7 protein-coding genes and 3 riboswitches are annotated in these 14,507 nt (G+C 53.0%); of the genes, 2 read left to right on the forward strand and 5 right to left on the reverse strand.

Annotated features, from left to right (window positions below):
* Window positions 1–9 precede the first annotated feature (9 nt).
* Genes EHV15_RS31265 through EHV15_RS31280 form a run of 4 tightly spaced genes read right to left on the reverse strand, consistent with a single transcriptional unit; the run spans window position 10 to window position 4,050 of the window.
* Window positions 10–1,029: a sugar kinase gene (locus EHV15_RS31265; RefSeq protein WP_128634696.1), complete on the reverse strand. Its 1,020-nt coding sequence runs from the start codon at window positions 1,027–1,029 to the stop codon at window positions 10–12.
* Entirely contained in the window at window positions 1,022–1,777 is a 756-nt protein-coding gene (gene dagF / locus EHV15_RS31270) for a 2-dehydro-3-deoxy-phosphogluconate aldolase (protein ID WP_128634697.1), read from the reverse strand. Before dagF ends, EHV15_RS31265 begins: the two co-directional genes overlap by 8 nt.
* A gap of 1 nt (window position 1,778) precedes the next feature.
* The gene (locus tag EHV15_RS31275; RefSeq protein WP_128634698.1) at window positions 1,779–2,882 is read right to left on the reverse strand and encodes a DgaE family pyridoxal phosphate-dependent ammonia lyase; all 1,104 of its coding nucleotides are present in this window, start codon (window positions 2,880–2,882) and stop codon (window positions 1,779–1,781) included.
* Entirely contained in the window at window positions 2,848–4,050 is a 1,203-nt protein-coding gene (locus EHV15_RS31280) for an amidohydrolase/deacetylase family metallohydrolase (protein ID WP_246061843.1), read from the reverse strand. Before EHV15_RS31280 ends, EHV15_RS31275 begins: the two co-directional genes overlap by 35 nt.
* A 307-nt stretch (window positions 4,051–4,357) precedes the next feature.
* Window positions 4,358–4,448, forward strand: a riboswitch (cyclic di-GMP riboswitch).
* A gap of 151 nt (window positions 4,449–4,599) precedes the next feature.
* Here EHV15_RS31280 and EHV15_RS31285 point away from each other — a divergent pair.
* Window positions 4,600–9,765, forward strand: coding sequence for a MucBP domain-containing protein (locus EHV15_RS31285; RefSeq protein ID WP_128634699.1), 5,166 nt, complete (start codon window positions 4,600–4,602; stop codon window positions 9,763–9,765).
* Between the two features lie 60 nt (window positions 9,766–9,825).
* Here the strand turns inward: EHV15_RS31285 and EHV15_RS31290 are convergent, their stop codons facing one another.
* Complete coding sequence (locus EHV15_RS31290) at window positions 9,826–10,479, reverse strand: anthrax toxin lethal factor-related metalloendopeptidase (protein ID WP_128634700.1); 654 nt, start codon at window positions 10,477–10,479, stop codon at window positions 9,826–9,828.
* 91 nt (window positions 10,480–10,570) lie between these two features.
* A riboswitch (cyclic di-GMP riboswitch) is annotated at window positions 10,571–10,657 on the reverse strand.
* An 88-nt stretch (window positions 10,658–10,745) separates the two neighbouring features.
* Window positions 10,746–10,833: riboswitch (cyclic di-GMP riboswitch) on the reverse strand.
* 300 nt (window positions 10,834–11,133) lie between these two features.
* Between EHV15_RS31290 and EHV15_RS31295 the strand changes: the two genes are divergently transcribed.
* A complete protein-coding gene (locus EHV15_RS31295) occupies window positions 11,134–14,502 on the forward strand; it encodes a discoidin domain-containing protein (RefSeq protein WP_128634701.1) in 3,369 nt (1,122 codons plus the stop codon).
* Window positions 14,503–14,507: the final 5 nt, after the last annotated feature.

Genomic DNA, 14,507 nt, shown 5'->3' on the forward strand with positions numbered 1-14,507 from the left:
CCCTGTTCCCTACCTTTCCACATCGCCGGGGGAAGCTTGCTTCATCGCCCGGAGGATTTCCGCCTCCGTCGCCATCGGGGTGTCGCCCGGCACGGTATGCGCCAGCATCCCCGCCGCGGCCGCAAACCGGACGGTTTGCTCCGGGGCGAAGCCCTCCAGCTCGCCATGGATGATCCCGCTGGCGAAAGCGTCTCCTGCCCCTATTCTATCATAAACGGAAAACGTCAGCCGCTCGGAAAAGACCAGCCGCCCGTCCTTATATATAAACCCGCGCAGTGAATGAGAATTGTCTCCGTGGATGGAGCGGTGCGTTCCGGCGATCAAGGAAATGCCATACTCTGCCGCCACGCCCGGAATCAGCTCCGCGAGCTGCTCTTCCCGTTCCCGCTTCGTTGTGCTCATGCCGAGGGTGAGCATGGCGTCTTTTTCGTTCATCATCACGATATCGGCCAGCCGCAGCATCTCCTCGTAATGCGGTTTGGCTTTGGCATAGCCGCCTTCTCCCCAGAGGGAGGGGCGGTAGTTGCAGTCGAAAATCACCTGGCCACCCCGCCGTTTGACCGCTTCGGCGAGTGATTTCATCTGCGCGCGTACGCCGTCATTCATCGCCAGCGTAATTCCGCAGAAATGAACCCCATCAATGCCGGCCGCGACTTCCGCAAAATCGTAAGTCCCTTCCGGTGCGGTGTTAAAGCTGCTCTCCAGACGGTTCGTGTAAGTAACGCGGCTGGGCCGGGCGCCAAAGCCATTTTCCAAAAAGTATATGCCGATGTATTTGCCGCCGCGAACGATGCGGGCGGTATCGATGCCGAGCTTACGCAGGTAGACGGTGGCGGCGGTGCCCAGCGGATTGTCCGGCAAGCGGGTGATCAACCATCCCGTATGCCCGTAGCGGGTTAAAGCGGAAACGACGTTGACGCCTGTGCCGGAAAAAGAGTATTTCAGCGTATCTCCCTGCTGCAGCGTCTCATACCCCGGCACCTGCAGGCGCATCATAACCTCGCCGAACGCCGCAATGCGCTTAGGCATATTGATCCGCCAGTTTTTTCATGATTTTGGTTAGCAGCAGCACGTCCTCGACTCTGGTTTTGCCAGTCGCCTTGTCGATAATCGAGGAATACACATGCGGAATCACCTGCGGAACTCCAGCTTCCAGGGCGATCCGTAAAACAGCTTCGAAGTTGTCCACGTCGATGCCGCCGGTCGGCTCGAGGGCAAAATCCGCTTCGGCGCAGGCCTTTGCTACGGCGCGCAGCTCGTCTTCGCGGCTGAGCCCCTGCATCGGAAAATATTTCAGCGCGTGGCCGCCCATGTCGCGCACCAGCGCGATCGCCGCCTTAACCGGAACGACCGCAAGCTCCTGCTGCGCGGCGCTGACCGGGCCGGTGGAAATATTCACGTACCCGGCCTGGCCCGTCGGCGACACCAGGCTGTTGATCCAGCTGTCCTGCGCCCCAAGATTGGCCCGCGTGGCTCCGACGGCCGGAAACACCTGGTTGATGTGGCTGCCGGGATAATGCTTGGCGATCTCCGCGACGACCGCCGCCTGGCGGTTATCGCCGGCGCCGAGGCCGATCGACACCGCGTCGTCGATTTCCCGGCCGTACTGCTTCATCGCCGTCACGGCTTCCTCTACCGTGGCATAGTCCTTGGACAGCACTCCGACCAGCACGTTGCCTTCCGCCGCTTCGAAAACCTCTTTGGCATTGGCGATATCTTTTGCCAGCACATTAAGGGCAACACGTTGTTTGTAAAATCTTTTTGCAATCTGCGACATGTTAACGTCCTCCTGCCAATTCGCGTATTTTTGCGGCAATCACAAGGATATCGTCGCCCAATAGCGGACGCGGATCAATATCGAAATACCCCTGTCTTACCCCGTAGTCCCTGGTATAGATGGCGATCTCGCCGTTTTGCAGCCGCTCGGCCATTTCCTTGGCGGTGATACCCGCCTGCTGCGGATCGATTTGTACCCGAGCCCGGTAAATCGCCCGGCCGGCTTCGTCCTGCACGATGGTCACACGGACCCCGGGGATGCTGCCGAGCGGCAGCAGCGCCTGCAAGGCCGCTTTTTCCTGCTCGCTGTTATCCTTTTTGACGGCGTATTCGTCCAGCGCCTGAAGCAAGCCAAAGGATGTTTCCTTGCCCACCTTCATGCTTCGTCCGATCCCGTGCAGCTGCACCTTCACCCATTCGACGCAAGTACGCTTCCCGGCAACGATCCCCGAAGTGGGCCCCTCGATCGCCTTGGAACCGCTGTAAATCGCCAAATCGGAATATTTCACGTACTTTTGCAGATCCTCTTCCGCCGCCGCGTCTACGATCATCGGCACGTTGTTGCGCCGGGCCACCTCCCACGCCTCCTCGACGGAGATCATGTTCTTCTGCACGGCGTGGTGAGATTTGACGTACAAAATCGCCGCCGTCTTGTCGCCGATCGCGTCTTCGATATGCTCCGCCCGGCCTTCGTTGGCGTAGCCGACTTCCACCAGCTTACCGCCGCCGAGATAAACCATCGTTTCCACCGGCGCGCCGTACTGCACGTTATGGCCTTTCAAAATGATGATTTCATTTTGCGGAATTTCTTCCTGGTGCAGACGCAGGCTGCGGCGCCGGTCGCCCCGGGTCACGATCGCCGCAACCGACAGGGCGATGCCGCTCGAGGCCGAATTTACGATGACCGCCGCCTCGGAACCGATAAGGTTTGCGATATGATCGCCTGCCTTGTCGACCAAGTCGGCGATTTCCACATAACTTTGGCCGCCCCGCTTCATCGCCTCCATGACGGTGTCGCTCGGTGCGGATACGCCCAGAATGCTCATCCGCCCGCTGGCGTTAATGACGCGTTTAAGCCCGTACTTCGCATTTAATGAATTTTCCATGGGTAATCACTCCTTTGGCTTCGATGCGGCGGTCCGAGACGCGCTGCTCTCCTTCTGAATCAACAAGCGTGATTGGTTTATCCTCTACAGTGAAAAGCGTCAAATTAGCGGGATCGCCGACCCTGATGCGGCCAAGCTCCTCCCTGCCCAGCCACTGCGCCGCTCGGGTGGTGACTGCGGCGATGGCTTCTTCAAGCGGGTAACCGAGATATAGGAACTTGCTCAGCACATTCGCCATGCTGTACACCGGGCCGTTCAGCCGGTTGCCCCGGTAGATGTCGGTGCTGATCGTATCCGGGCCGATGCCGTGCCGTTTGGCCGCCTCGGCCACCCGGAAGGAAAAGCTGGCCGTGCCATGGCCGACATCGAGGTGAACGCCCCGGCTGATGGCGTCACGGAGCACCTGAAGCGGTTCGCCCGCGGCATCAAACAGGTTGTTGGCTTTGCCGTTGAGGTAATGGGTAATGATATCTTTTCGCTGCAGCAGCGGGATTACCTCCCGGATATCGGGCGGCGCGGAACCGATGTGCACCATCAGCGGCAGCCCCGTCTCCCGCGAAAGCTCCCGCGCGATGCGCAGCGGCTCCACCCCGCTTTCGCGAACCACGCTATGGCTAATCCGCGCCTTGAGACCGACGATGGAATCGCCGTATGCGGCAATCGACTGCTTTACTTTTTCCCGGTCAATCCAAGCCAATTTCGACAATTCATCGATGCGTTTCAGCCCGATCCGCGAAATGTTCAAAAACGCCAGCAGGTTGGTGTCGGCCTGCTTCCCGCCGGCCACGAGATCACCGATCCGGTCCGCGCCGCAGCTGCCGGCGTCCACGATCGTCGTGACGCCCCGCTTGACGCCGATCTCATCGATTTCGTCGCCGTACGGATCGAATTCCGGAAAAGCGTGGACATGCATGTCGATCCAGCCGCTGGATACGTAGACGGGGGAAGCGCTGGCCATTCCCGTTTCGTCGGTGGCGTCCACACGCCCGGGTAGACTGGACACCTCCGATGTTGCCGGCGCGCCCGCAAGCTCCTGTCCGCTCCATCCTATGTCTCCATGAGCCTGGCCGGCTGCGGTAATCGCGGAGATTTTCCCGTCCTCGATCACGATGTCGATCTCTTCTCCGGTCACCCGTTTGAGATGGCGGAGAACGAATCTTTCCTTCACTTTGATCGCCTCTTTTGGATAAACGTTATAATGTTTAAACTGTGTTTAGCATAACACGGAAATATTGCATAGTAAATATAACGTTATAATGTTTATTTCATCCTTATTGTTGTTCGGTACTCTCATGGTCAAATATAAGATGCCCCTTGCTTGCGAGTATTTTCCGTTTTTTGGAGGCTTGTATCATCTTTGCTGTGATTTTTTTATCAATTTCATTGTTGACAAGTGCTTTTTTTTGAAATATATTGAAATTGTTTAATATCTGTTTGGTAATATCTAACTAATCGCTAGGCCTTTTTAACCATAATCGAATATTTGGCACACTAATCGAAAGATTAGGTCGCAAAGCCTTGGAGTCTAACAATTTGTGAAGAATTAATGACCGTCCGGCTGCATAACAATGAATGTAATTGTTTATGCAGCCTTTTTATTTTCCCCTCGTTCTCAACGGATTTTTTCCGTGAGATATATAAAATACCCAAGCAGCAAGGGAGGGTAGATCTTAGTGCCTGAAAGGGAGGAATTCTATGAAAAAATGAGGAGGAACCAATGAAACGCGGGTTAAAAATTATATTATCTTGGATTTGCATGTTTTCGCTTTTTGCGAGCCCCATCTCCGTCTTCGGCGCAAGTTCGGGGGATCCCGTCTGGCCGAATCCCGGAGCCATTCAATTGAGCAAAACCGCCCAACCTACGGGGAACCCGGGCGAATGGGAAATCACGCTCAAGGCTGAGGGAAAAAACGTCCAGACTAGCTCAGACGTGGTGCTGGTCATCGATAAGTCGGGGAGTATGGTGAATACAAATTGGCCTTGGGAAACCAATAAAAAAATGGCCAACGCAAAAACGGCCGCGAAGAAATTCGTGGATAATTTGCTGTTAACCGAATCGTCCACCAGGATTGCGGTAGTATCCTTTAACGAATCCGCCACGCTGGTTTCCGATTTTAAGGGACCGGCGCAGAAGGAAGCGTTGAAGAACGCCATTGACGGCATTAATGCCAACGGCGGCACCAATATTCAGGCAGGGGTGAAAAATGCCCGCGAGCTTTTGAGCAGCAGTTCGGCGCAAAATAAGTTCATCGTTGTATTAAGCGACGGCGAGCCGACCTTCAGCTTCAAAGGAACAGAGGCTACGAGTTTCGATTGGACTAACAGCAATTATAAATTTGCGATCACGAAATTTAATTATGGGAATAGGCTTGGAAGTGGCGGAGATTATGAATTATCGCGATCTTCAAGATATAACATTAATAATTTTTCCGTTAGAGATAACGGCATCGGTACCATTTCCGAAGCAAAAATCGCCAAAGATGCAGGACTCAAGATTTTTTCGGTAGGCTTGGAAGTCTCGAACAACAGCAACGCGATGAACGTCTTGAAAGATGTTCAAAGCGAAGGTTACTTCCCTGCCAACAGCGATGATTTGAACACAATTTTCCGCGAAATGGCTGGAAAAATTTCCTATGCGGCTCAAAATGCCAAAGTCGTTGATCCGATGGGAGATATGTTCAATCTCAAGAAGCAAGGCGCACAAGTCGGTCCTCAGGATTATTCCGTATCGCAAGGTACGGTAACTTGGAACGCCGCAACCGAGACATTTACTTGGGACATCGGCAATATCGCCGAAGGTGAACCTGCTACACTGACTTACAAAGTGGTCTTGGACCAATCCAAAAACCCCGTTTCTGACACCCTCTATCCTACGAACGGCAAAACGACAATCGAATATACGAATGTTAACAACGAGAAAGTTTCGAAGGATTTTGAGGTGCCGAAAGTAAGCATCGGCAACGGTTCCATCCTCATGAAGGGCTATAAAGTCAATGCGCACGGCAAGCCCGTCAATGCCGAAGGCGTTGAAGTGGAAGGGCCGGAATTCGCGGAATTGCTTTATAGCGAGTATTACAAGGATCAAAACGGGAATGAGGCTTTGCCGATCGGGGCTGCGGAATATTCCGTAACAGCCAAAAACATTGCCGGGTATCAATTGAAAGTAGGGGAAAATCCTGCAAGCATCCGGCTCACCGCCACCAATCCAACACCAACGGTTTGGTTTGGATATGAGGAAGCGGTTGAACGGACAGTCACCGTTCATTATTTGGAGCAGGGAACTGAAAAAGAACTCGCTCAGTCGACCACGGTAAAAGGTGCTGCTGGACAAAAAGTGACTCTGACGGCTGCCGATGTTCCGGGCTACACCCCGGTAAACGAGTCTTACGAGTACACGATTCAGCCTGAAGGCAACGAGTACATCTTCTACTACACGGCTAATAAGCAAAGCGTAGAGGTTCAGTATCTCGAGCAAGGCACGGAAAAGAAACTGGCTGACCCAACTACGGTTGAAGGCGTGACCGGGCAAACGCTCGAGCTCAAAGCTCTTGACATCCCGGGCTACACCCCGGTGGAGTCAACTTACAACTATGAGCTTGGCGTGGAAAATGCTCCGCACATCTTCTACTACACACCAAGCGAACAAACCGTTTCGGTGAAATTCGTGGATAAGAACACGGGGAAAGAACTGCTTCCGCCTCAAAGTGTTCCGGGTGTGACCGGCGAAACCGTAACTCTCAAAGCAGCTGAAGTTCCGGGCTACACTCCGGTAAACAAAACTGCCGAGTACACGATTAAAGCCGAGGGTAACAATGAGTACACCTTCTACTACACCGCTGATAAGAAGAGCGTAGAAGTGCAGTATCTCGAGCAAGGCACGAACAAGAAACTCGCTGACCCAACTACGGTTGAAGGCGTGACCGGGCAAACGCTCGAGCTCAAAGCTCTTGACATCCCGGGCTACACCCCGGTGGAGTCAACTTACAACTATGAGCTTGGCGTGGAAAATGCTCCGCACATCTTCTACTACACACCAAGCGAACAAACCGTTTCGGTGAAATTCGTGGATAAGAACACGGGGAAAGAACTGCTTCCGCCTCAAAGTGTTCCGGGTGTGACCGGCGAAACCGTAACTCTCAAAGCAGCTGAAGTTCCGGGCTACACTCCGGTAAACAAAACTGCCGAGTACACGATTAAAGCCGAGGGTAACAATGAGTACACCTTCTACTACACCGCTGATAAGAAGAGCGTAGAAGTGCAGTATCTCGAGCAAGGCACGAACAAGAAACTCGCTGACCCAACTACGGTTGAAGGCGTGACCGGGCAAACGCTCGAGCTCAAAGCTCTTGACATCCCGGGCTACACCCCGGTGGAGTCAACTTACAACTATGAGCTTGGCGTGGAAAATGCTCCGCACATCTTCTACTACACACCAAGCGAACAAACCGTTTCGGTGAAATTCGTGGATAAGAACACGGGGAAAGAACTGCTTCCGCCTCAAAGTGTTCCGGGTGTGACCGGCGAAACCGTAACTCTCAAAGCAGCTGAAGTTCCGGGCTACACTCCGGTAAACAAAACTGCCGAGTACACGATTAAAGCCGAGGGTAACAATGAGTACACCTTCTACTACACCGCTGATAAGAAGAGCGTAGAAGTGCAGTATCTCGAGCAAGGCACGAACAAGAAACTCGCTGACCCAACTAAGGTTGAAGGCGTGACTGGGCAAACACTCGAGCTCAAAGCTCTTGACATCCCGGGCTACACCCCGGTGGAGTCAACTTACAACTATGAGCTTAGCCTGGAAAATGCTCCGCACATCTTCTACTACACACCAAGCGAACAAACCGTTTCGGTGAAATTCGTGGATAAGAACACGGGGAAAGAGCTGCTTCCACCTCAAAGTGTTCCGGGTGTGACCGGCGAAACCGTAACTCTCAAAGCAGCTGAAGTTCCGGGCTACACCCCGGAAAACGAGTCGTATGAGTACACGATTAAAGCCGAGGGCAACAACGAGTATATCTTCTACTACACAGGCGATGAGCAAAGTGTGGAAGTGCGGTACTTGGAACAAGGCACTGAAAAAGAACTCGCCAAACCGTCCACGGTTAAAGGCGCGACCGGTGAAACGGTTGAGCTGAAAGCCATTGACATCCCGGGCTACACCCCGGTTGAGTCGAGCTTCAGCTACAAGCTTGGCCTTGAAAATCCGCCTTACGTCTTCTACTACACCGCCAACGAACCGGATGACAGCAGAACCTTGACTGTCAGATACGTGGATCAGCAGACGGGCAAAGACCTGCTGAATCCGACCGAACGTTCGGGCAAAGTAGGCGAAAAAATTACCCTGACAGCCGAAGATTATACGGACACCGTTACGGGGGCGGTTTATAAACCGCACGTTTATGAAGTACCGTATACCTTCACGGAAGATCAAGTGCAGCAATTCGTGTTTGAGTATACCCAAGGTGATACCGGTCAGGAACGCAATGTAACGATCCACCATGTGGATCGGGAGACCAATGAAGAGCTTATCGCCCCTACAACTTCCAAAGGCATTGCCGGAACAGCTTTGGTCTTGTATCCTGAACCGATTTCGGCTACCGACGCGGTATATTATCCGGAACAAGCCGAATACCGTTTTGAAATTACACTAGATCCGGAACAGGAATTTACCATCTATTACAGCAAAGGAGATCCTGAGGATCTGGTACAGCTTTCGGTATTCTATCTTGATAAAGATACGGGTACCGAACTTGCCGACCGGACGGTAATCACCGGCAGAACGGGATCGGAAGTTTCGCTCACCGCGAAAACCGTTGCTGGATACACTCCTGAAGTAACAAGCCATAATTACAAGTTTGGCGATGATCCGGAGCAGCGATTCGTCTTCTATTACACGAAAAACGCAGCGGTGGATCGTCAATTAACCGTCAAGTATTTGGAAAACGGCACGAATCGTCAACTGGCAAACCCGACCACAGTTTCCGGCAAACCAGGAGAGACGAAAACACTGGCGGCCGTATCGGTATCCGGCTACACTCCGGTAAAAGCAACCGATTCCTACACGTTTAGTGATCAGGAAGGCCAAGAGTATATTTTCTACTACACTAAAAATTCGTCCAGCTCGGGCGGAAAAAGCGTTCGGGTTCCGGTAAGCTCAGTTCCTGAACCATCGGGCGAACAAGAGCCGCTTCCTCCGTTGCCGCCGCTGCCTGCCGTTCCGCCAACGCTTGAAACGGAAAATCATTACGACTACATTAACGGGTATCCGGACGGCACGGTTAAGCCGCTGAACAATATTACCCGTGAGGAAGTCGCGGCGATCTTCTACCGGTTGCTGGATGATGAAAGCCGCTCCGCCTACCTGAAAACCGGTTATTCCTTCTCCGACGTCGGAAATACGCGCTGGTCCAATAAGCACATTTCCACGATGGAGAATGCCGGAATTATTACAGGATATCCGGACGGCACCTTTAAACCGGGGCAATATATTACCAGAGCCGAGTTTGCGGCGATCGCTTCCCGCTTTGACAAGCTGGACGAACGGCCAAACGATATGTTCACGGACATCACGGGACACTGGGCGGAAAAATATATCGCCTCCGCAGCCAACAAAGGCTGGATCAAAGGCTACGCGGACGGAACCTTCAAACCGGATCAATACATTACCCGGGCTGAAGCCGCGAAATTCATCAACAGCGTACTGAACAGAAAAGTCGATAAGGACGGAATTCATAAGGATACGAAGCAGTGGCCGGACAATATCACTAGCATGTGGTATTACTACGATATTCTTGAAGCCACCAATCATCATGAATACTCCAGAAATGAATCCGGAGTCGAGGTTTGGGAAGAAGTAAAACCTAGCCGCGTCTATCCTTAATAAAAACAAAGCACGCTCCCTTCCGGTTAAGCCAACCGGAGGGGAGCTGTTTTTTTACGTTTAATTGGCGTTTGCGTACAGCTTGTCCAAAAATTCGTAGGTCAAAGGCATGTCCTCTTTCAGCTTCTTCTTTGTTTCTTCACTGTAAAAATACAAGGTTGACGTCTCCGCAAAATATTCGTTCGAATACGCCGAGAGATAACCGTCACCGCTGTAATCATTGTTAGCTTCTTTTTGCCAAATTTCCGTAAATTCAAGCGAAGAGCTAATGTTATTCAGTACAATCCGGTCAATCGCATGGAACGTTTCATGAAGCTCCAGATTTTGTCCGTTGTGGCCCTTCCCCTTGTTGCTGTACCCGATTCGTACGATAACCACGTTCATGCTGACGCCCGGCACATCGTCCCAGGTCAGCCCAGTCTTTTCCCAGCCTCTCGGAGTAACGCCCTTGTACTGGGCAAATTCCGGTTCATCCGTAATTTTGCCGTTGACCAGCTTGATTTTGACGCCGTTGTCCTTCAAGCCCTCCAGAAGAGAAGCCGGGATTTCGGAGAGTCGGCTTACCATTTTGCCTGCGTCGCTCTTGTTGTAGTCCCCCTTAGGCAACACGACAATATCAGCAACCAAACTTTGATTATCTTCCGCATAAGCCGGAATTGCCGCTAGATTCATAGTAAAAATAAGTGCAAACGCCAAATAAACGATTCGTTTCATCCCGTGTTCCTCCCGAAGCGCACCGAATACGATGCGTATTCAACCGAGTCAGGAAGAAACGAAATACCGCGTATTTACGTTTGGCTTCCATATCGGCAACTGGCTGGCGTTACGGATTCCCGTGGTAGCCCCTATAGCTTTGCGTCCCCATCTTTCGATGGATTTGCCTTTATCAATATGAAAATGAAGTCCAAGCCAACAAAAAAGACCTTCTTACCGAAATAAGAAGGTCCGCCGTGCAACGTTAAAGAAACGCTGGCCTCTTGATCGGTAACTGGCTGGTATAGCGGACATGCCGCCTTAACCCCTATAGTTTTGCGTCTCCACCTTTCGATGGATTTGCCTTTATCAATCACTAAAATATTTAACTTTCATAAATCTACCAATCTAGTTTTAGAATAAGTCCGATAGACTAGATAGTCAAGAGTTCTTTTGCAAAAAAATGTCGAGAGCATTTAGTCAGTAAAAATTACCGTTTTTTCGTAAAATTACACATCATTTCCGTAGAGAAACTACTTCCTTTTAGAAGAATTGGCGTTTATGATAACTTACATTAAGTTCTATTATTTTATAAATTATAGTAAAGGAGTGAATATATCGTAAGTTTTATTAGTCTGAAATTGTTGAACTTCTGAAAAAATTGGGAGGGTACTGATGAAAAAATATTGGGTGTGGTTAAGCATCATGGCATTGTTGGTAGGGGCTGTTCTGCTCCCGCTCGGTTCATCTGCGGTTCAGGCCGCCGAAGGGGCGAATCTGGCACTGGGAAAAGCCAATGCGGCAAGCGGACATAACGACGTTTATGTTGCTGCAAATGCTTTCGATAATAATCAGAACACCTATTGGGAGAGTACGAACAATGCGTTCCCGCAATGGATTCAAACCGATCTGGGCAGCAAAACGAGCATCGACCGGGTTGTTTTGAAGCTGCCGGCGGGCTGGGAGCAGCGCACGCAGACGTTATCGGTTCAGGGAAGCGATGACGGCGCAAGCTTCTCGTCTATCGTCGATTCCGCCAAGTATACGTTTGATCCGGCGGCCGGCAATACGGTAGAGATTGATTTCGCAGCCGTGACCACCCGTTACGTTCGAATCCATGTGACGGCCAATACCGGCTGGCCGGCGGCGCAATTTTCCGAAGTGGAGGTATACGGGAGCGAGAACGGGGGCGGCGATCCCGATCCCGGTACCGATCCTGGTGAAGAGCCAGGCGACGGGACGAATCTGGCGGCCGGCAAACCGATTGAGGCCTCCTCTGCCACCTTTAATTATGTGGCCGCCAATGCCAATGATGACAACATCAACACGTATTGGGAAGGAAACGGCCATCCAAGCACATTAACCGTAGACTTGGGAGCCAACGCCAACCTTTCCTCGATAGTGATCAAACTGAATCCGTCAAGCGAATGGGGAACGCGCACGCAAACGATCCAGGTGCTGGGCCGCGAGCAAGGCTCCTCGACCTTTACGAGCCTGGTTTCCGAGGCAAAGTACACCTTTAACCCGGCTACGCAAAACACCGTAACGATTCCCGTCAGCGGGACGGCGAGCAGCGTGCAGCTCAAGTTTACTTCGAACTCTGGCGCACCCGGCGGGCAAGTGGCCGAGTTCCAGGTTTTCGGTGTCCCGGCGGCCAACCCGGACTTAACCGTGACCGATTTATCCTGGACGCCGAAAAACCCGGGGGAAACGGATGCCGTCACTTTAACCGCAACCGTGAAAAATATCGGCACAGCCCCCTCCCCGGCGACGGATGTCGGCTTCTACCTGAACGGAACACTGGCCGGCACTTCCCCTGTCGAAGCGCTGAACGCCGGCGCTGTGGCGGCGGTATCGCTAAATGCCGGCGCGAAAACCGCCGCTTCTTACTCGGTCAGCGCCAAGGCCGACGAGCGTAATTCAGTGATTGAGCTGGATGAGACGAACAACGAATTTACGAATCCAACGCCGCTTGTCATCGCGCCCATAGCCAGCTCCGACTTGGTCGGAACGGTCTCCTGGACGCCGAGCACCCCGGTTGCGGGGAACGCGGTATCTTTTCATGTAAACCTGAAAAACCAAGGCTCGATTGCAACGGCCGGCGGCGCTCATGAAGTCACGCTGACGCTTAAAAATACCGCCGGCACTACGCTGCAAACGCTAACCGGAGCTTATCAAGGCGCATTGGCGGCAGGTGCGGACGCCGATATCGCGATTCCGGGAACGTGGACGGCAGCGGACGGAAACTACACGGTGCAAATCACCGTGGCCCCGGACAAGAATGAAGCTGCGGCGAAACGGGAAAACAACACCAGTTCGGCCAACCTGGCCGTGTACGCTCAGCGCGGGGCAAGCATGCCGTATTTCCGCTATGACACCGACGAGGCTGCCCGCGGCGGCGGTGCTGTACTGATGAGCGCGCCGAACTTCGATCAGGCGCTGACCGCATCCGAGGCCTCCGGTCAAAAATACGTCGCCCTGCCTTCAAGCGGCTCCTATTTGGAATGGAAGGTTAAACCGGGGCAAGGCGGAGACGGCGTAACGATACGCTTCACGATGCCCGATTCCTCCGACGGGATGGGACAAAACGGCTCAATTGACGTTTACGTCAACGGCGCCAAGGTGAAGGCCGTACCGTTGACCTCGTACTATAACTGGCAATACTTCTCGGGCGATCAGCCCGGAGATACGCCCGGCGCGGGACGCCCGCTTTTCCGTTTTGATGAAGTGCACTGGAAGCTGGACACGCCCCTTGAACCCGGCGACACTATCCGCATTCAGAAGGGCAACGACAACATCGAATACGGTGTAGATTTCATTGAAATTGAGCGGGTACCCGATCCTATCGCTCGTCCGGCCAATGCGGTTTCCGTCACCGATTACGGCGCTGTCGCGGACGATGGTCAAGATGACCTTACCGCTTTTAAAGCAGCCGTGAATGCCGCGGTGGCGGAAGGCAAAACCCTGTATATTCCGGAGGGCACCTTCCATCTTGGAGGTATGTGGGAAATCGGTTCGGCGAGCAAAATGATCGATGATCTCAAGGTCATGGGCGCGGGGATCTGGCATACGAATTTGCAGTTCACCAATCCCAACCGGGCGTCCGGCGGGATCTCGCTCCGCATTTCAGGTCAGCTTGACTTCAGTAATGTATACATGAACTCGAATTTGCGGTCGCGGTACAACCAGGAGGCCGTTTATAAAGGTTTCATGGACAATTTCGGCACGAACTCGAAGATCCACAACGTGTGGGTGGAGCATTTTGAATGCGGGTTCTGGGTCGGGGACTACGCCCATACGCCGGCCATGATCGCAACGGGGTTGGTCATCGAAAACAGCCGCATCCGCAACAACCTTGCCGACGGGGTCAATTTCGCCCAGGGTACCAGCCATTCGACCGTACGCAACAGCAACCTGCGCAATAACGGCGACGACGCGCTGGCGATCTGGACGAGTAACGTAAACGGCGCTCCCGCCGGCGTGAACAATACGTTCTCGTACAACACGATCGAAAACAACTGGCGCGCCGGCGGCATCGGCATTTTTGGCGGCAGCGGACACAAGGCCACCCACAACCTGATCATCGACGCTGTCGGCGGCTCCGGCATCCGTATGAACACCGTGTTCCCGGGTTATCATTTCCAAAACAACACCGGCATTGAGTTCTCGGATACCACGATCATCAACAGCGGCACCAGCAAAGACCTATATAACGGGGAACGCGGCGCCATCGATCTGGAAGCTTCGACCGACGCCATCCGGAACGTCACGTTCAACAACATCGATATCATCAACAGCCAACGCGACGCCATCCAGCTCGGATACGGCGGCGGCTTCCAAAACATCGTGTTCAACAACATCACGATCGACGGCACCGGCCTGGACGGGGTAACGACCTCGCGCTTCTCGGGACCGCATCCGGGAGCGGCGATCTTTGCCTACACGAACAACGGTTCCGCCACATTCAATAACCTAATTACCCGCAATATCGCCTATCCTGATCTGTATTACATTCAGAACGGGTTCCATTTGGTGATCAAATAAGGGTT

The organism is Paenibacillus oralis (assembly GCF_003863965.1).
Classification (GTDB): Bacteria; Bacillota; Bacilli; order Paenibacillales; family Paenibacillaceae; genus Fontibacillus; species Fontibacillus oralis.